The 19177-nt window shown below is 45.0% G+C and carries 17 protein-coding genes; 3 read left to right on the top strand and 14 right to left on the bottom strand.

Translation table 11 applies throughout. The features are described 5' to 3' along the window. The first annotated feature begins 69 nt into the window (after nt 1-69). From xseB to dxs, 3 genes are all read left to right on the top strand, one after another. On the top strand, nt 70-309 hold the full coding sequence (gene xseB / locus CWC29_RS03175) for an exodeoxyribonuclease VII small subunit (RefSeq protein WP_128728440.1): 240 nt from the start codon (nt 70-72) through the stop codon (nt 307-309). Further along, a complete protein-coding gene (gene ispA / locus CWC29_RS03170) occupies nt 309-1208 on the top strand; it encodes a (2E,6E)-farnesyl diphosphate synthase (protein ID WP_128728441.1) in 900 nt (299 codons plus the stop codon). The genes xseB and ispA overlap by 1 nt, the downstream gene beginning before the upstream one ends. A gap of 164 nt (nt 1209-1372) precedes the next feature. Further along, on the top strand, nt 1373-3235 hold the full coding sequence (gene dxs / locus CWC29_RS03165) for a 1-deoxy-D-xylulose-5-phosphate synthase (protein ID WP_138521584.1): 1863 nt from the start codon (nt 1373-1375) through the stop codon (nt 3233-3235). Nucleotides 3236-3318: 83 nt separating this feature from the next. Here the strand turns inward: dxs and CWC29_RS03160 are convergent, their stop codons facing one another. The 14 genes from CWC29_RS03160 to CWC29_RS03095 form a co-directional block, all read right to left on the bottom strand. After that, a complete protein-coding gene (locus CWC29_RS03160; protein WP_128728443.1) occupies nt 3319-6399 on the bottom strand; it encodes a ligand-binding sensor domain-containing diguanylate cyclase in 3081 nt (1026 codons plus the stop codon). 24 nt (nt 6400-6423) lie between these two features. Then, nucleotides 6424-6906: a phosphatidylglycerophosphatase A family protein gene (locus tag CWC29_RS03155; RefSeq protein ID WP_128728444.1), complete on the bottom strand. Its 483-nt coding sequence runs from the start codon at nt 6904-6906 to the stop codon at nt 6424-6426. An 8-nt stretch (nt 6907-6914) separates the two neighbouring features. Continuing rightward, complete coding sequence (thiL, locus tag CWC29_RS03150; RefSeq protein ID WP_138521586.1) at nt 6915-7877, bottom strand: thiamine-phosphate kinase; 963 nt, start codon at nt 7875-7877, stop codon at nt 6915-6917. A 43-nt stretch (nt 7878-7920) separates the two neighbouring features. Continuing rightward, nucleotides 7921-8331: a transcription antitermination factor NusB gene (gene nusB / locus CWC29_RS03145; RefSeq protein WP_010372094.1), complete on the bottom strand. Its 411-nt coding sequence runs from the start codon at nt 8329-8331 to the stop codon at nt 7921-7923. Nucleotides 8332-8342: 11 nt separating this feature from the next. Continuing rightward, nucleotides 8343-8807: a 6,7-dimethyl-8-ribityllumazine synthase gene (ribH, locus tag CWC29_RS03140; RefSeq protein WP_010372096.1), complete on the bottom strand. Its 465-nt coding sequence runs from the start codon at nt 8805-8807 to the stop codon at nt 8343-8345. A 116-nt stretch (nt 8808-8923) separates the two neighbouring features. Further along, nucleotides 8924-10036 carry a bifunctional 3,4-dihydroxy-2-butanone-4-phosphate synthase/GTP cyclohydrolase II gene (gene ribBA / locus CWC29_RS03135; RefSeq protein ID WP_128728446.1) on the bottom strand — a complete coding sequence of 371 codons (1113 nt, stop codon included), beginning with the start codon at nt 10034-10036 and terminating at the stop codon, nt 8924-8926. A gap of 28 nt (nt 10037-10064) precedes the next feature. Further along, nucleotides 10065-10721, bottom strand: a complete 657-nt coding sequence (locus CWC29_RS03130; protein WP_128728447.1) for a riboflavin synthase — start codon at nt 10719-10721, stop codon at nt 10065-10067. Between the two features lies 1 nt (nt 10722). After that, nucleotides 10723-11835, bottom strand: coding sequence for a bifunctional diaminohydroxyphosphoribosylaminopyrimidine deaminase/5-amino-6-(5-phosphoribosylamino)uracil reductase RibD (gene ribD / locus CWC29_RS03125; protein WP_138521588.1), 1113 nt, complete (start codon nt 11833-11835; stop codon nt 10723-10725). Further along, nucleotides 11832-12281 carry a transcriptional regulator NrdR gene (nrdR, locus tag CWC29_RS03120; protein WP_010372109.1) on the bottom strand — a complete coding sequence of 150 codons (450 nt, stop codon included), beginning with the start codon at nt 12279-12281 and terminating at the stop codon, nt 11832-11834. The genes ribD and nrdR overlap by 4 nt, the downstream gene beginning before the upstream one ends. A gap of 85 nt (nt 12282-12366) precedes the next feature. Then, nucleotides 12367-13623, bottom strand: a complete 1257-nt coding sequence (glyA, locus tag CWC29_RS03115; protein ID WP_010372111.1) for a serine hydroxymethyltransferase — start codon at nt 13621-13623, stop codon at nt 12367-12369. Nucleotides 13624-13880: 257 nt separating this feature from the next. Next, on the bottom strand, nt 13881-15164 hold the full coding sequence (gene thrC, locus CWC29_RS03110) for a threonine synthase (protein WP_128728449.1): 1284 nt from the start codon (nt 15162-15164) through the stop codon (nt 13881-13883). Further along, on the bottom strand, nt 15164-16102 hold the full coding sequence (gene thrB, locus CWC29_RS03105; RefSeq protein ID WP_128728450.1) for a homoserine kinase: 939 nt from the start codon (nt 16100-16102) through the stop codon (nt 15164-15166). Before thrB ends, thrC begins: the two co-directional genes overlap by 1 nt. A 5-nt stretch (nt 16103-16107) precedes the next feature. Continuing rightward, nucleotides 16108-18522, bottom strand: a complete 2415-nt coding sequence (gene thrA, locus CWC29_RS03100) for a bifunctional aspartate kinase/homoserine dehydrogenase I (RefSeq protein ID WP_128728906.1) — start codon at nt 18520-18522, stop codon at nt 16108-16110. Nucleotides 18523-18762: 240 nt separating this feature from the next. Then, nucleotides 18763-19128 carry a response regulator gene (locus tag CWC29_RS03095; RefSeq protein WP_138521590.1) on the bottom strand — a complete coding sequence of 122 codons (366 nt, stop codon included), beginning with the start codon at nt 19126-19128 and terminating at the stop codon, nt 18763-18765. Nucleotides 19129-19177 lie beyond the last annotated feature (49 nt).

Raw genomic sequence — 19177 nt, 5'->3', positions numbered from 1 at the left:
GTTTTTTTGACCTTGACGTCCAATCCCCCTAAAATTGCCACACTTTTACTTTACGGGTCGGTGTGATATATGGCAGTAAAAAAACCAGATAACTTGAGCTTTGAAGAAGCTATGCAAGAACTGGAGCAAATCGTTGCGGACATGGAAAATGGTAGCTTGCCTTTAGATCAAGCACTTAAACAATTTGAGCGCGGGATTAAGCTTGCAAAAGCATCAAATCAAAAACTTCAGCAAGCTGAGCAGCAGGTCGCTATTTTAATGGGCGAAGGTGAGCAAGCACAATTACAGCCATTTGATAACGAAGCCTAATGTCAGCAAAATTAAAAGAAAAACTGCAGCATGCTAAAACCCGTGTAGAGAACACCGTTTTACACTATTTTGATAATGCGCTTGATACCGAAGAAAATATAAAAGCAGCTACCCGTTATAGCATCGAAAACGGTGGCAAACGTCTGCGACCATTTTTGGTATATTGCACTGGTGAATTATTTGGTGCTGCTCCAGAAGACTTAGACAAGGCCGCCGCCGCAATAGAGTGTGTGCATAGCTATTCTTTGGTGCACGATGATTTACCGGCTATGGATGATGATGAGCTTAGGCGCGGCCGCCCAACTTGTCACATTCAATTTGACGAGGCGACCGCTATTTTGGCTGGTGACGCTCTGCAAACGCTGGCTTTTGAACTATTAAGTGATCAGCAATTCACAGTGAGCCATCATGCACAAATCAAAATGATTTCCGCACTAGCCAAAGCATCAGGTCTAGCGGGGATGGTTGGAGGTCAAGCGCTGGATATTGCAGCCACAGATCGGTCTATTACAATTACTGAACTTGAGCGTATTCATAAGCTAAAAACTGGTGCTCTCTTAAGTTGCGCAGTAGAGTTGGGGATTTTGTGCGGTAACCCTGAACAAGTTACCAAGCAAGCGCGTGAAGCAATGCATATATACGGGCGTGCAATCGGCCTTGCATTCCAAGTCAGAGATGACATCCTAGATGTAGAAGGCGATACTTCTGTGCTTGGCAAACCACAAGGTTCTGACTTGGAACACAACAAGTCTACCTATCCAGCGCTCCTTGGTCTCGCACAAGCAAAAGAGAAAGCGGAACAATTGATTGATGAAGCACTAGATGCACTCAAAGTTATCGATGGCAACACGGAAATACTTGCAGATTTAGCAAAATACATCATAGATCGAGAATATTAAGCTGACGTATAAAATAACTACGCCAAGCTAAGAAAATATTCACAAGTACTTTGTAAACGCTGGCTAACATAATATCATGACCAGTTAGTGAAGAATTTTAATAATTATGAAGTGAACCACGTGAGGAATTGCGCTGAGATTCACTTAGGACTCTGATAAATACCATGAAACTTGATAGTAGCAAGTATCCATTACTCGCGTTAATTGACGAGCCAAGTCAACTCCGTCAATTACCCCAGCACAAGTTAACCGCCTTCAGTGATGAGCTTCGCGAGTATTTGCTGAACTCAGTCTCTCAAAGTAGCGGTCATTTTGCCTCCGGCTTAGGTACTGTAGAACTTACCGTGGCTTTGCATTATGTGTATAACACACCAAGCGATAGACTCGTTTGGGATGTTGGTCATCAAGCCTACCCGCACAAGTTACTGACAGGTAGAAGAGATAAAATGCATACTATCCGTCAAAAGGATGGCTTGCACCCTTTCCCTTACAGAGAAGAAAGCGAATACGATACGTTTAGCGTTGGCCATTCAAGTACATCGATATCAGCAGCACTTGGTATGGCTATCGCAGCCGAAAAAGAGGGAGTTGGACGTAAAACCGTCGCTGTTATTGGTGATGGTGCGATGACCGCAGGTATGGCGTTTGAAGCAATGAATCACGCAGGCGACATCAATCCAGATATGCTGGTTATCCTAAACGACAACGAAATGTCTATTTCGGAAAACGTTGGTGCACTCACCAACCATTTCGCCAAGATCCTTTCCGGCAGCTTTTACACCAACATTCGAGAAGGCAGCAAAAAATTGCTGTCTGGCGTGCCTCCGGTCAAGGAGCTTGCAGGCCGTATGGAAGAGCATTTAAAGGGGATGATAATTCCGGGCACTTTCTTTGAGGAATTAGGTTTTAATTACATTGGACCAATTGACGGGCATAACGTAGATACCTTGGTTGATACACTGCGCAATATGCGAAATCTGAAAGGCCCTCAACTATTACATGTTAAAACCCAAAAAGGAAAAGGCTATAAACCAGCAGAAGCAGATCCTATTGGTTATCATGCAGTGCCTAAGTTCGATCCAAGCGTGCACAGCTTACCCAAATCAAAACCCAGCGCACCGACCTTTTCAAAGGTGTTTGGAGATTGGCTTTGTGATATGGCAGCGCAAGATAATAAGTTGATGGCAATCACACCAGCAATGCGTGAAGGCTCAGGTATGGTGCGCTTTTCAAAAGAGTACCCTACTCAGTATTTCGACGTTGCCATTGCTGAACAACATGCTGTAACACTGGCCGCGGGTTTTGCATGTGAAGACCTCAACCCAGTGGTTGCAATCTACTCTAGTTTCTTACAACGCGCATACGACCAACTCATTCATGATGTCGCGCTACAAAACCTACCGGTGTTGTTTGCTATTGACCGTGCAGGTGTCGTTGGTGCGGATGGTGAAACACACCAAGGCGCATATGACTTAAGTTTCTTGCGCTGTATCCCTAATATGGTGATCATGGCACCAAGCGATCTCAATGAGTGTCGTCAAATGCTCTACACAGGTCATCGCCTAGATAGGCCAGCAGCGGTAAGATACCCTAGAGGCAGTGCTGGAAGCGCAGACATTAGTACAGACATGGCTGAGTTAGAAATTGGCAAAGGAAAAATTGTAAGAGAGGGTGAAAAGCTTGCAATTTTAAGCTTTGGTACATTGCTTGAAAATGCTCAAACCGTTGCCGACGAGCTAAATGCGACACTTGTGGATATGCGCTTTGTAAAACCTTTAGACACGGCTCTTCTCGAAGAGCTAGTGGTAACTCATGAGCGCTTCGTTACACTTGAAGACAATGCCATTGCAGGTGGTGCAGGCTCTGCTGTGTGTGAGTATTTATCGACTCAAGGGCACGTTAAGCCGATTAAATTACTAGGTTTGCCTGATGAATTTATTAAACACGGCTCACAAGCTGAGATCCACGCAGAGCTTGGTTTAAGTAGTGAAGGAATAAGCCAACAAATTAAAGCTTGGCTTAAATAAATTTAAAGTTGCAAAAAAGGCTTTCAGTTGAAAGCCTTTTTTATTCTCTACAAACTATCGGATATATTGGCAGTTTTAAAGACTTACCTCATCCACACCCTAACGTCTGCAAGCCCATTGCCCTGCAATAGTTGCAACTGAGACTCTATGTTCGCACTTTGCTCAAACTCAAACGCATCTAACTGTTCATCAAAAATGATAGTAGCCGCGCCATCACCGCCACGTTGCTTAACTTGATGCAAGGCAATATCAGCAAGATTCACCGAAGACTCCCAGCCAATAACCTTACCGCCCAACAGTGGTAGCGGATAGTAAGACCAGCCCATTGACACTGTGAGCTTGGTAGTTTTGCCGTTAGGTAAGAGATAATCGGTTTCAGCAATCGCTTTACACAAGTCGCTAACGTATTCTTCGATATAGTCTCGGCTAAAATCGCGCAATAGCAATAAGAATTCATCACCACTCCAGCGAACCACATAGTCTGACCCTTGAGTGCGTGTGTTTAATAACGTAGCCAATTGCTGCAAACAACTATCACCGCCAATTGGACCATAAGAGTCATTAATTTTACTGAAATCATCAATATTCATGATCATCAATACCAAACTCTTATTTTGAGCCTGCAATGACTGTGCATTGCGCTGATAATGCTCAACGTCTTTTGGTAACTGATCAAATAGAAAGCGACGACTACGTAACCCCGTTAATTCATCTGAGTGACTCACAAGTTTAAGCTGAGTATTGACCTGATTCAGCTTCTCGTTAGCTTTCCTGAGCTCTGTCGTACGCTCTGCGATTAATGCCTCAAGTGCAGCTTGTTTTCTTCTTTCTTGTGCTCTGAATACCCAAAAAATCAGATAGAACATAAAGATAAATGCACAGGTGATAAATAATCTAAAATAAATCGTCTCATCGAAACGGCGCGGTAATGTGATGGATAAGTCAAGCACCTTCGCCTGCTCCCAATCTTGCCCTTGGCGCTTAACTTCTAACATAAAGGTAAAGTTACCTGGTGGTAGATTAGTATAAATCGCCTCACGCCGAGATTGAGCATCACGCCATTGCGTATCGTGCCCTTTTAGCTTGTATCTAAATTCAATGCTATGCGGCGCGTAAAAATCGATTGCAGTATAATTAATGGTTAAGTCACGCTCTGAAGTATTAAGCTGAATAACTTGATTTAAGGACTCAGTACTAAATACTCTGTCATGGGTAGAGAGTGATTCTAATCGAGGCATTAGATCTCCACCACCAAACAGCAGGACGTTTTTGGGGATCTCTACCACGCCTTGTAAGCTGGGGTAAAAAATAGCGGACTCAGTTTCCACTACAGCATCATGGCCAAGACCCGAGCAACACTGGCTCGGTCTGCCATCAAGCTGCCGGTCAAATGGGCTGATCACTTGCTCAACTTGTAAACTCTCTATCACATCGCCAAATTGTGCAACGGGCATGCGATATACCCCTTTCATCGTACTTACCCAAACTAGCTGATTGCTCTTATCATAATGCAACGAAAAAATTGAGCCATAAGGTAGGCCATTTGAGGCATCAAGTTGGTACCAGTCACCATCGGAGGTGCGATAGAATAATCCATCATTGAGGGAGCCAACTAAAGTAGTCACTGTATCTAAATGCAAAATACTGGTGATGTAAGCGGTGTCCAACGAGGTTTGCGCACCAATTTTTTCAATACCTTTTTCATTATAGCGATATGCACCTTTATTCGTGCCAATAAAGCCATACCTCGGAAAGTCCTGAATAAAAGTAACGAATTGGCTGCCAAGGAAGGCATTATAGGCAAATGGTGTTATACCTTTGTAATCTAACCGGTATAGCCCCCTTCCCGTACCAAACCACATTCCTCCGCGATTTGATGGGCTAAGTGAAAAGACTGGGTTTTGCCTAAGTTCTCTTTCATTTAATTTTTGCAGTGAACCGTTTTCATAGATAAGTGCACCGCGATCGGTACCGAGGATAAGTTTTTCGCCGATAAACTCAAGGTCATGTATTACTGAGCGGTTCAATTGAGCACTCGTCAGTATTGGTTGATAATTGTCGTTCGGCTCAATGATCCCAAGCCCTTCTCGGCTTGCAACCCAGAGCTGACCACCGGGTCCTTGTGTGATTGCCGAAATGGCTTGGTTAGTCTTCAAACCAATATGATGACGCTCGACCTTCCCCGAATGCGCAAGCCAAAGTCCTTCGTTTAAACTAGCAAGCCAAATATTATTGTCTTTGTCCATAAAGATATCAGCAAACCAGATACTTTGATCAAGTTGTATCGGCTCTACCGCTTGCCAAACGCCATTATTCTGTCGATAAAGTAGTCGCCCATAAGTAGAGACCCACAGCCCACCGTCTTTATCGTTGAGAAATTTATACACAGCGTTATTACCCACTTCTTGATAGCGGCGTAATACTTCATCAATATCTAGAAAATAAGCCCCCAGCTCTGATGCTAAAAACAGCTTACCATCAACCCAAGCTAGGTCATGAATGATGGTTTGCGCTAACTGCTCAGGTAGTGAGACCTTGCTCGCTAACTCAAGTCTAACTCCATCTCCATTACGATTGCTCGATTCGCTAATTTTAAGTAAGTGACGTTCATTTACTAACCAAATGCCATCGGGAACCAGCGCCATTTTAGTCACTGAGCCCACTATTTGATTGATTTGGGTAACATCTAACGTACTTTGTTCGATATTATTTGCAGCTAACGTCAGCTTTTTCGCAGAAACATAATACAGACCATTTGCAGCAATCCAGATCCCGCCATCTTCATCTTGTAGTATATCTCTGACAGGGCCCTGTATGTCGAAGCGCCTAGCCTCTAAGGTTTGTGGGTTAAGTCTTAACAGTCCTCGACGTGTGCCAACCCAGAGCATACCGAATTGATCCACCACCAATTTATTGATAGCGTTGCTATTCAAAAACTCGGTATTTTGCGTATTGAAGTTTTGGAATTGATGACCATCAAAACGACTTAAGCCAAACTGAGTTCCGAGCCAAATATAGCCTTGATTGTCTTGAACGACACTCTTGACACTTTGTGATGGTAAACCACTTTGGATATTCCACTGTTTAACCACGTAATCATCTATCGCCGCTACACTCGTCATTGGTAGCAGCAAGGTGAAAATGAAAAACAATAGCCTTGTCATCTCGATTCCATCACATCAGTACAATTAGACTAAAATGCCAGTTTTAAACAAAGCTTGCACGCAAATCAATGAAAAAATGCCGGCTAATACATCATCTAGCATAATCCCAGAGCCACCGTGTAAGCGCTTATCGAGCCACTTTATCGGACCCGGTTTCAAAATATCGAAAAAACGGAACAAAATAAACCCAACGATTAGTGACTGCCAACTCAGTGCAGCCCCTATCATGGTGATATAAAAGCCCGCCACTTCATCCCAAACAATCGCGGGGTGGTCATGAACATTAACATCGTCCGCTGTTTTACCACACACCCAGATCCCAAATAACGTCATGGCAATAGCAATTAGACATTGCAGCCAAATCGCTGCACCTTGAGTTGCAAAGATAAATGGTAATCCAGCTAAAGTACCAAATGTACCTGGCGCTTTCCTTGCTAATCCTAAACCAAACCCGAGCGCAAAAAATTGATGCGGCTTCTTTAAATTAAATACACGTTGTTTAGCCAAACCTACTCCTAGCTAAAATGCTCAAAACCAAGCCCGGTGAGCTGGTAAGGTTGGCCTTTGTTGAGTAATTGAACCTCACCATTATTAGCCGTTATTTGACCAATACAAACAGGTTCAACGCCATATTGCTTTAACCTAGTTTCCACGGCATTTTTGTTATTATCATTGACAGTGAAGAGCAATTCATAGTCATCACCAAAACCGAGCGCCAATCGCATGCGTGCGTCTTCATCAAGGCTTGAACGCAGTGCATCTGACTGTGGAACTTTATCCGCATTTATCTTAGCCCCCACTAAAGAGCTACGTAAAATGTGCTTAAGATCCGCAAGTAGACCATCTGAGATATCAATTGCAGAGGTGGCGAGACCCCTAAGAACTTGACCCGCAGCAACACGTGGCGCTGGGTAATGAAACTTTTCCAGAGCCGCTTTGCCGTGTTTTGGCTCAAGTGTCCAACCTTGCTTGCGCGCTTCGATTGCAAGTCCTGCATCACCAAGTGGGCCAGTCACATAAATCCAATCACCTACTCGTGCTCCTGAACGCTTGAGCGCTTTACCGGTTGGTATAATACCTTTTGCACACACTGTGATGGTCAATGGACCTTGCGTTGTATCGCCACCTATCACCTGTACGTTATAGTACTCAGCGATTTCATGCATCCCCTCAGTAAAGGCTTCTAGCCACTCTATGTCAGCGCTGGGTAACGTTAAACCAAGCGACACCCAAGTAGGTTCAGCGCCCATTGCTGCTAAGTCGCTAAGATTTACCGCAATAACACGATGGCCAAGCGCCCGCGGTGGAATATCTTCAAAAAAGTGCACACCCGCAACTAGCGTATCGGTTGTTACTGCAAGTTGACTGCCAGCAGGAACTGAAACCAAGGCACAGTCATCACCTATTCCAAGTTCTACATCTCGGCGAATAATGCCACGGCCTTTAAAATAGTGATTGATTAGCTCAAATTCTTTCATACACAAAAAAGCCGGCCAAGGCCGGCTATTCCTATAGTAAAGCTTATTTGCGAATAAACTTAACCGCTTTGTCTAGTACACCATTGACGAACTTGTGACTCTCTTCAGCGCCAAACATTTTTGCCAACTCAATGCCTTCATTGATAGCCACTTTGTATGGCACATCTTCACGGAATTTAAGCTCATAAGCACTAACACGTAATACGGCAAGCTCAACCATATCCAATTCTTCGAGTGGACGAGCTAAATGCGGACGAATTGCCTCGTCTAGCTGCTTTTGGTTAACAACAACACCACGTGCTAAGTCTTTGAAGTATTCTACATCGACTTTCGTTACGTCGTTTTCGATCAGCATTTGCTGTTCGATATCGGCAATTGGGTTACCACTTAGCTGCCAAGAATAAATAGCTTGTAAAGCAAGTACACGTGCTTTGCGTCTAGCTGCTGGTTTCACTGAGATTCCTCTTAAATTTGCTCTAGCACGTTCACCATTTCTAGAGCTCCAAGGGCGGCTTCTCCCCCTTTGTTGCCCATTTTAGTGCCCGCGCGCTCGATAGCTTGCTCAATGCTTTCAGTAGTAAGTACACCAAAAGCAACAGGGATGTCATAATCTAATGAAACGCTAGCTAAGCCTTTGTTAGACTCGTTAGCAACTAAATCGAAGTGTGGCGTACCACCACGAATAATCACGCCTAGCGCAATAATCGCATCGTGCTCTTTTTTCATCGCAACGCGTTTTGCTGCCAGTGGTAGTTCAACCGCTCCCGGTACATATACAACCGTGATGTCTTCATCGCTAACACCACCGGTACGTTTTAATTCATCTACAGCGCCTTCAAGTAGGCTGCTACCGATAAAATCGTTAAAACGTGAAATGACAATGGCAAATTTTTTGCCAGGAGCGTATTTATTACCTTCGATTACTTTCATTAGATGTTCCTAATCTGTATGAGCAATTGCCAAATTGAGGCGCATGATAGCACAGTAATATGGCAATCGCCTACTATCTGAATATAGGCGATTGCGATCAATTTAGCATTTTGGGATTATTTTGGTTCGACGTATTCAACCACTTCTAAGTGGAAACCAGACAGTGCATGATATTTTTTAGGTAGACTCATTAGGCGCATTTTCTGAATGCCTAAATCAGCCAAAATTTGCGACCCCACACCTACGGTGCGCGAAGTACCTTGGAATTTACGGTAGTTCACCTGTTCACCCGCATCTTCCGCAGCAAATGCCTTAACCAGCGCTTCCATTTCTTCGCTGCGTTCTTGTTTACCAAGAATGACTAATACGCCTTCGTTGTCGGCGATGTGCTTCATGGCACTTTGCAGTGTCCAGCTTCTATCCGCACTACGATCTGAATGAAGAATGTCGTTAAACGTGCTTTGCAAATGCACACGGACTAAATTGGCTTCTTCCGATTTGATCTCGCCCTTCACCATCGCATAGTGCAGTTGATTATCAATGGTGTCTTTGTACGTCACCAGGTTAAACTCACCAAACTCGGTAGGAAGTTTACACTCTGCTACCTTTTCGATGGTGGTTTCGTTTAAGTTACGATATTCAATCAAATCAGCAATGGTGCCGATTTTAATATCGTGCTCTTTTGCGAATACTTCTAGTTGTGGGCGACGTGCCATAGTGCCATCTGGATTTAGAATTTCAACAATCACAGATGCAGGCTCCAATCCCGCCAAACGCGCTAAATCACATCCAGCTTCAGTATGGCCTGCACGCGTTAAAACGCCGCCTGGTTGCGCCATGATTGGGAAGATATGACCAGGTTGTACAATATCATCAGGTACTGCACCTTTGGCAACTGCAGCTTGCACTGTACGAGCGCGATCTGCCGCTGAAATTCCCGTCGTTACGCCTTTCGCGGCTTCAATAGACAAAGTAAAGTTGGTAGAGAACTGAGCGCCATTGGTTTTCACCATTAGTGGCAAGTTCAGCTGCTCACAGCGCTCCTGTGTCATGGTCAAACAGATTAACCCGCGACCATATGTTGCCATGAAATTAATTGCATCTGGTGTAATGTGCTCTGCTGCAATGATCAGATCACCTTCATTTTCTCGGTCTTCATCGTCCATCAAAATAACCATTTTACCGGCTTTAATGTCCGCGATGATTTCCTCAGCACTATTTAAACTCATAGTTTTCCCATTTTTACTTTGTCTGTGGCTACTTTATAAAGCCAGCTTTCGCCAATAGACTGGTTGTGAGAGTGGACTCGCTGGCAGCGCTTGGCTCACCCTGAATTAGTCTTTCGAGGTAGCGGGCGATTTGGTCAACCTCTAGGTTTAGTTTTGACCCGACTTGAAAACCTGCAATCGTCGTTTCTTGAGCCGTGTGTGGCACTATGGTCAATTTAAAGCGATTTTGTTCCACGGCATTGACCGTCAAACTGATGCCATCAATGGCAACTGAACCTTTATACGGAATATACTTCATTAGCGATGATGGCGCAGTCAACCAATAGTCGGTCGCTCTGGCATTAGCGGTTATCTCTACCACTTCAGCGATGCCATCCACATGGCCAGACACCAAATGACCGCCAAGGCGTGAAATCGGCTGCAATGCCTTTTCAAGGTTGACCTTTTGGCCTTGTTGGTACTCGGCAAAACGCGTCAAACTTAAGGTTTCGTTAGAAACATCGGCTTTGAAGCCATCATGAAACTTCTCAGTTACGGTCAGGCAAACCCCGTTCGTGGCAATACTATCACCCAAGTTTACATCGCTCATATCAAGAGATGTCGTGGTCACACGAACAATTAAATCGCCGCCCTTGAGCTGCAATTGAGTTAATGTTCCTGTTGCTTCGATAATACCTGTAAACATTTTACTTCTCTTTAGTCGCGATAAGTTTGAGATCAGGCCCCACTTGGCAAACGTCGCCAAACACTAACTCTGGTATTTGCGACATGGCACTCAGTGGTGTGGTGTTAAACAGCCCTTTTCCAACGCCAATTATTTTCGGTGCCAAATAGATGATATATTCATCAATTAGCCCTTGTTCATGCATTACTCCCGCAAGGGTGGCACCGGCCTCAAGCCAAACATAATTACAGTGCTTTTCAGCCAGCTTGTTGAGCACGGCTTTTAGGTCGAGCTTACCGTTGATTTCAGGCACGACAATTTGCTCTACGAAATGAGGCCATTGCACTGAATTATCAATAGTACGGCGGAAAATAATCACTGGAGATGCAATTGTAAATAACGCAAGATCTGGTGTCAGACGATTTTGTGAGTCAATAATCGCACGTATCGGCTGGCGTAGCTCAGATTGAGGATAATCGGTGTCTTGCAAAAATTCTTCACGAACATTGAGTCTGGCGTTGTCTACCATAACCGTATCGGCTCCGGTCAAGACCGCGCAACTTTGCGCGCGGTGGCGCTGTACGTCTAAGCGCGCTGCAGCTGAGGTTATCCACTTACTCTGGCCATTGTTTAATGCGGTTTTCCCATCAACAGAAGCGGCAAGTTTACAGGTCACGAACGGCACTCCATACTCCATTCGTTTCAAAAAACCATTATTTAGTGCCCTAGCTTGTAGCTCTAGCAAACCATAGGCTGTTGTAATGCCCGCGGCTTCTAACATTGCCAATCCACGCCCTGCAACCTGTGGGTTGGGATCAACCATAGCTGCAACCACTCTGCTGACGCCTGCGTCAATCAAACCTTTTGCACACGGCGGCGTTCTACCATAGTGACTACATGGCTCAAGCGTTACATAGGCAGTTGCACCAGCGGCTTTAGCTCCAGCTTGCTTAAGCGCATGCACTTCAGCATGGCCTTCACCTGCTTTTAAGTGCGCGCCTTCGCCGACAATTTCACCGTCTTTTACGATCACACAGCCGACGTTTGGATTGGGTGTTGTGGTGTATTTACCGCGCTTTGCAAGCGCGATAGCACGGCTCATGTAATCATGGTCTTGCGCTGTGAACTGGCTCAATCCCCCAACCTCGCAATTTCTTCACCAAACTCACGAATATCTTCGAAAGAGCGATATACCGAAGCAAATCGCACATAAGCCACTTTATCGAGCTTTTTGAGCGCTTCCATAATACATTCGCCAATCATGTCGCTTGGTACTTCACGTTCGCCAGTACCCCGAATTTGAGATTTAATTTGGTGCACTACTTCTTCTATTTGCTCTGTACTAACGGGACGCTTTTCCAGCGCTCGGTGCATGCCATTAAGTAACTTATCTTCATTGAACGGCTCTCTAGTACCATCTTGCTTTATCACGCGCGGCATTAAGAGCTCTGCGCCCTCGAAGGTAGTAAAGCGTTCGTGGCATAAAATGCACTCACGACGGCGACGGACTTGGTGGCCGGAAGCAACCAAACGTGAATCTATCACTTTGGTATCTTTGGCTGTACAGAATGGACAATGCATAGACGCTCTCGTTGACTCAAAAACAAAAAAGGCCGCTTGAATGCGGCCTTAATCATAACAAAAAACTGCTTTTTTGTGAGCGAAATTATGCGTAAACAGGTAATTTAGCGCAAATTGCTTTTACTTTTTCTTTCACTTGTGCCTGTACAGACTCATCGTTGATGTTGTCTAGTACGTCACAGATCCAGCCAGCAAGCTCTTTCGACTCAGCTTCTTTAAAGCCACGGCGAGTGATCGCAGGAGAACCGATACGCAGACCAGAAGTAACGAACGGTGAGCGTGGGTCGTTTGGTACAGAGTTTTTGTTTACTGTGATGTTTGCACGGCCAAGCGCTGCATCCGCATCTTTACCTGTGATGTCTTTATCAATCAGGTCAAGTAGGAACAGGTGGTTTTCAGTTTTGCCAGAAACCACTTTATAACCACGCTCCTGAAGTACCGCAACCATAGCTTGTGCATTTTTAACCACTTGCTCTTGGTATGACTTGAACTCTGGTTGTAGTGCTTCTTTGAACGCAACCGCTTTTGCAGCGATAACGTGACATAGAGGACCACCTTGGCCACCTGGGAATACCGCAGAGTTTAGCTTTTTGTAGATTTCTTCATCATCACAAGCAGAGATGATAAGACCACCACGAGGACCCGCTAGCGTTTTGTGCGTTGTTGTTGTTACAACGTGTGCATGAGGCACAGGGCTTGGGTAGATACCAGCGGCAACAAGACCTGCAACGTGCGCCATATCAACAAGTAGGTAAGCGCCTACTTTGTCAGCGATTTCGCGGAACTTAGCCCAGTCAACGATACCTGAGTATGCAGAGAAACCGCCGATGATCATTTTTGGCTTGTGCTCAAGTGCTAACGCTTCAACTTGCGCGTAATCGATTTCACCAGTTTCTTCGTTTAGACCGTACTGGATAGCATTGTACGTTTTACCAGAGAAGTTTACGTGTGAACCGTGCGTTAAGTGACCACCGTGAGCAAGGCTCATACCTAGTACAGTGTCATGTGGCTGAAGTAACGCTTGGAATACCGCCGCGTTTGCTTGTGAGCCAGCGTGAGGCTGAACGTTTGCGTAAGTCGAACCAAATAACGCATTGGCGCGGTCAATCGCAAGTTGCTCAACCACGTCAACGTGCTCACAACCGCCGTAGTAACGCTTACCTGGGTAACCTTCAGCATACTTGTTTGTTAGCTGAGAACCCTGCGCTTCAAGTACACGTGGGCTACAGTAGTTCTCAGAAGCGATAAGCTCGATGTGCTCTTCTTGACGTGAAGTTTCTGCTTCAATCGCTGCAAATAGTTCTGGGTCAAAATCTGCAATATTCATGTTACGTTCTAACATGGTTTCTCCTAGGTAAACGTAAGGGTATTTTTAAAGACAATCTAGCATCACAAGATAACCAGTTTGCCTATGAAATCAGCATGGGCATATTTAAGCAGGGATTGAATTTATTTCACACCCCTATCGCGATGATATTTTTTTATTTAAACATTAATATTTTAAATAAGACAACCTAAGTTGCATTTGAAAAGCTAATATAGTCTCGAAATTGACCTTATCTGAATGGGCATTCTACCCACCCAGACAAGCTCTCTGATTTAGTTGAGTTTTGCTAACATTGCTGCCTTCAAAGCATCATAATCCGCGCTAAGTGGCTCAGCTAAACATGGTTTTTGCAATGCATCGGCCAACGGTTTCGGCATATCAAGCTCCTGATTTAAAACACCTTCTACAGATTCTTTAAACTTCGCAGGATGTGCAGTGGCAAGGAAAATCCCGGTTTCATCCGCTTGAGAGTCCAGCGCTAATCCCTCGTAGGCTATCGCAGTGTGCGGCTCGGCCAAGTAACCTTTATCATGTAATTCTTGCATCACTGTTTGAGTGCGTGCTTCCGACACCGAACGTGAATAAAAGTCATGTTTGTTAAAATCCCCTCTTTCCAACATGATTTCAACTCGAGGCCAGTTATTAGGTTTACTCACGTCCATCGCATTAGAAAGTGACTCCAAAGTGTCGTTTGGTTGCCACTCACCCGAGGCGATGTAACGGGGCACTGTATCATTTTGGTTTGTCGTGGCACTTAACTTGGCAATAGGTAATCCAATCGCCGCTGCAATCATCGCTGCACAGACGTTACCGAAGTTACCACTTGGTACTGAAACATGTACTTTATCACGCTGAGACTTAGGTAATTGCGCTAGTGCTTCAAAGTAATAACACACTTGCGCTACTAAGCGGCTGATATTGATTGAGTTTGCCGAATTAAGACCAAGCTTTTGCTTTACCTCGTCATCAAGAAATGCTGACTTCACCATCGCTTGGCAGTCATCAAAGCTACCATCTACAGCATAACAATGAATGTTTTTCCCAAGTGTTGTAAACAGCTTTTGTTGAGCAAGGGAGATTTTGCCATGAGGATAAAGGATCACAACATCGACATTTTCTTTTTCATAAAATGCATGGGCAACGGCGGCGCCTGTATCACCACTTGTTGCCGTGAGGATAGTCACACGCTCACCTTGATTAAACATGCTAATGCATTCCGCCATAAAGCGGCCGCCAAAGTCTTTAAACGCTAATGTTGGACCATGAAACAACTCTAAGCAATGCTGATTCTTAGCAACTTCTACTAGCTTAGCCGGGAAATTAAAGGCGCGTTTTACCATCGCATCGAGCGTATCTTGTGGTAGTTCATCACCAATAAGGTGATGTAGTACCTTGGCACTACGCTCAGCAAAAGGTAATTCAAGTAATGCATCAACATCCGCAATACGCTCAAATGTAGGAGGAAAAAAGACCCCTTGGTTACGGCCTAAACCAATTTTTACCGCTTCTACAAATGAAACAACCTGATGTTCGTCTTTTAAATTCACTAATTTCATTACTTTTGATCCTTTAATTCTCTTGTGCCTTGCGCATCTAATCGGCAAATATGGCTAAAACCCGCTTCATTAATGTAATTTTGTTGCAACCACTGCTGCACTGCATTTGCCTGTTGCTCAGACTTACAAATGCTAAATAGCGTAGGCCCAGCCCCTGAAATGCTCACCAGCTCGGCACCGAGGGCTGGTAGCGCGTCTTTAGCTTCGTTAAAGCCGGCAATGAGTGGTGCTCTCGCTTCCTCGGCAATACTGTCTTTCATCATCGACAGTGCTTTGTCAAATTGACCTGACTGCATCAATAAGCAAAAGCCCGACAGTCGCTGGGCAAATTCCACCGTATCATGCAAAGAAAACTGCTGTGGTAGTGCTTGTCTTGCTTTCGCTGTATTCAACGCAAAGCCAGGGTATGCAATAACATAAAACCAGCTTTCATTATGCGCAACGCTGATTGCTTTACTTGGAATGCAGTCTGCTGTCAGTTGTAGCCCACCAAGGTAGCAGGGCGTGATGTTGTCGTAGTGACGACCACCACTGACCTTAGCTTCAAAGTCGGCCATCAACTCAATAAGCGCCTCTTGGCTTAATTGTGTATTAGCAAAATCATTGAGTGCAGCAAAAGCGGCAACCACAGAGCAAGCACTTGAACCTAGACCTGAACCAACAGGGAGCCCTTTATACAAGGTCATGGCAACCGCAGGCATGTTGGGTGCCACATGCTGTTTAAAGTGCTGTAAGCACTGAAACGCCAAATTATCTTTAGGATCGGCGGAGAGCTTTTCAGCGTATGGACCAATACAATTGAACGTATCACGCTCTGCGGCTTCAACGCTGACCTGATCACCCAGTAAACTGCCATCAATAGGCTGGAGTGCGGCGCCAAGGGCATCAAAGCCAACACAAAAATTGCCCATAGACGCTGGTGCATAAAATGTTTTCATAACTCCTACCTCGACAGCGTTTTTAGGATATCAGCAAATACGCCTGCAGAGGTTACCTCTGCGCCCGCGCCATAACCTCTGATCACAAAAGGCTTTGGTTGATAATATTGGCTTAAAATAGCCAGTGCGTTTTCACCATCGCGAATATCGTACAGAGCGTGCTCTTTATCTACCGCTTCAATGCCAACGCGGCATTTACCGTCTACGATTGAACCGACATAACGTAGCACTTGGCCTTGTGCGTTTGCCGCAGCAATACGTGCTGCGAAAGCGTCGTCTAATTGCGGTAATTGCGCCATAAATTCATCAACATTGGCGCCCTCTGCAAACCCTTCAGGCAACACAGATTCAACTTCAATATCACTGAGTTCCAACGGCAGCCCCGATTCACGGGCTATGATAAGCAGCTTACGCGCGACATCCGTACCAGATAAGTCATCACGCGGATCTGGCTCTGTAAAACCGCTTTGTTTGGCTTTCTCTGTCGCTTCGGATAGCGATAAACCGTCCGACAATACGCCAAATATATACGATAGCGAGCCAGATAAAATGCCACTGAATGAAAGCAGTTCATCTCCTGCGCCAAACAGCAGTTTAAGGTTGTCTAATACAGGGAGTCCGGCGCCAACGTTAGTTTCGTATAGAAAGTGACGGCGCTTAGCTAGTGCAGCTTGCTGCAGTGATTGATAATACTCATAGCTGCCAGTGTTAGCTTTTTTGTTAGCCGCAACGACATGAAAGCCCGCATTAAGAAAATCTAAATAGCCATCGGCAACGAACTGAGCTGCACTACAATCGACAATCACAGGGTTAATTAAATGATTTTGTCTCACAAACTGGCTAACCTGTTGTAAATCAAAGCCAGACTCCGCTTTCTCAAGCGCCAGCTCCCAGTTATCAAACGGTACGCCGTCTGGGTCTAAGTAACACTTACTTGAGTTTGCAATGCCATAAAGATTCAAGCGTATATTGCGTTTTTCAAGCCATGCTTGCTGCTTATGAAACTGCTTCATTAATTCTTGACCCACTAGACCGCAGCCAATTAAGAAAACATCGATGGACGGTACGTGCGTGAAGAAGTTCTCGTGGCACACTTTTACTGCATCTTGGCAAAGTTCACCGTCAACCACCGCCGAAATAGAACTCTCCGTTGAGTCCTGCGCGATGGCAACGATATTCACCTGAGCTTGTGCAAGTGAAGCAAAGAATTTGGCCGCAAGACCTTTGTGCGCTTTCATGTTGTCGCCGACCAAAGTCACGATAGCAAGGTTGCGTTGCACTTCAATTGGGTCGATCAAGCCGGCTTGCGTTTCAAGCTCAAATGCCTGCTCAAGCGCAGCCAGCGCGAGTGTTAAGTCTTGCTCATGAACACAGAAACTAATGCTGAATTCACAAGAAGATTGCGTAATAAGTACGATAGATACGTTATCTGCTGCCAGTGCGGAAAATACCCGGGCAGCCATGCCAACCTTGCCTTTCATTCCAGGCCCTGCCACGGTCAACATAGCCAGTTTATCAAGGCTCGAAAGCGCTTTTACTGGAGCCTCGCCACCGCCTTGAGCACAAATCAGTGAACCTGGTACTTCTGGGTCATGAGTATTTTTAATTTCACACGGCACATCGGCTTTGGCGCAAGGTAAAATGGTTTTTGGGTGCAGCACCTTAGCGCCAAAATAAGATAGCTCCATGGCTTCTTTATAAGATAACACGTCGACCTTAGTCGCTTTCTTTATCAGGCGAGGATCTGCACTGTAGACACCATCGACGTCAGTCCAGATTTGGCAGATTTCGGCTTCAAGACACGCAGCAGCGACAGCCGCTGAGTAGTCAGAACCATTACGGCCCAGTGTTGTTAGCTCACCCGCTTCATTGCTTCCAGTAAAGCCCGCCATGATATAAAAACGTGACGCTTGGGCACGCACCAACTCTGCAAAACATAATTTACTTAGCTTAAGATCAACTTCAGCATCAAGATACCCGCCCTGCGTTTTTACACAAGCGTCGGCACTGAGCGCCACTGAATCTGATTGCAGCATTGTGTCCATCAGCGCAACGCTAATGCGCTCACCAAAGCTAATAACATAGGCTCTTGCTTGATCTGGGCAATGGCCCAATAACTTAGCCCCATCTAGTTTATTCTTAAGTAATTCAAAGTCAGGCCAGCCTACAACACCACCATACACCGCTTGCACTTCATCGTACAAGCCTTGGCTACGGGATATAAATGACTGCCACTGGGAGTCAAACGCTTCTCCTCGCCCAGCCAAATCAGCAAGCTCAACGAGCTGATCTGTCATGCCACCTGGAGCCGACAGCACGATAAGCGCTTGCTGCTGACCATGATTTTTAACTAGCTCTCTGACTCTTTGTAAACAGGCAAAATCTTTGAGGGAAGACCCTCCAAACTTTAGTACTCGCATCATTTTTCCTCATTCCAAAAACAAAAAAGGCCTGTGTTCGTAGTGAACACAGGCCTTTTTCAAACTCGCACCGACCTATGCCACTATCCCGTTAGGATGGTGGTTGTAATAATGGTCGTAGTGATAATATTCGTTTTCATAATTTTAGAGTGCCTGATGTTTAGCCACACTGTCAACACAAAAGAGCAAAATAGATTATGCAAATTTTTAATAGTGACATTTGTAATTTGCATAGATAAGTTAGCGGATACCAAACTGGTGCAGTAATTCTAATAACTGCTCTGCTTTAACCGGCTTTTCTAAAAACCCTAACACCCCCAAATTTGCTACTCTTTCTTTCATCTTGGCCTGAACATCCGCCGAAATAACCACAACAAAACATTCAATTCGATTGGCTTTTATTGCTTCTAACACAGCAATTCCATCAAGTATTGGCATGGTTAAGTCGAGGCACAATAAATCTATTTGCTGAGTTTTCAGCAAATCAATCGCCTGCTGACCATTCTGTGCTTGATGTAAGGTCAGCTCTAATTTGCTCTGTAAGTTTTTAATGACTTGTTTACGGGCGACAGCCGAATCATCGCAAACTAAGACGGAATAACTCATAAGGTGGTCAGTCTTGTACTATTAATCTCAATGGACACCACTATCTTAT

Source organism: Pseudoalteromonas galatheae, from assembly GCF_005886105.2.
Taxonomy (GTDB): domain Bacteria; phylum Pseudomonadota; class Gammaproteobacteria; order Enterobacterales; family Alteromonadaceae; genus Pseudoalteromonas; species Pseudoalteromonas galatheae.
This window is presented reverse-complemented; position numbering and strand designations above follow the sequence as displayed.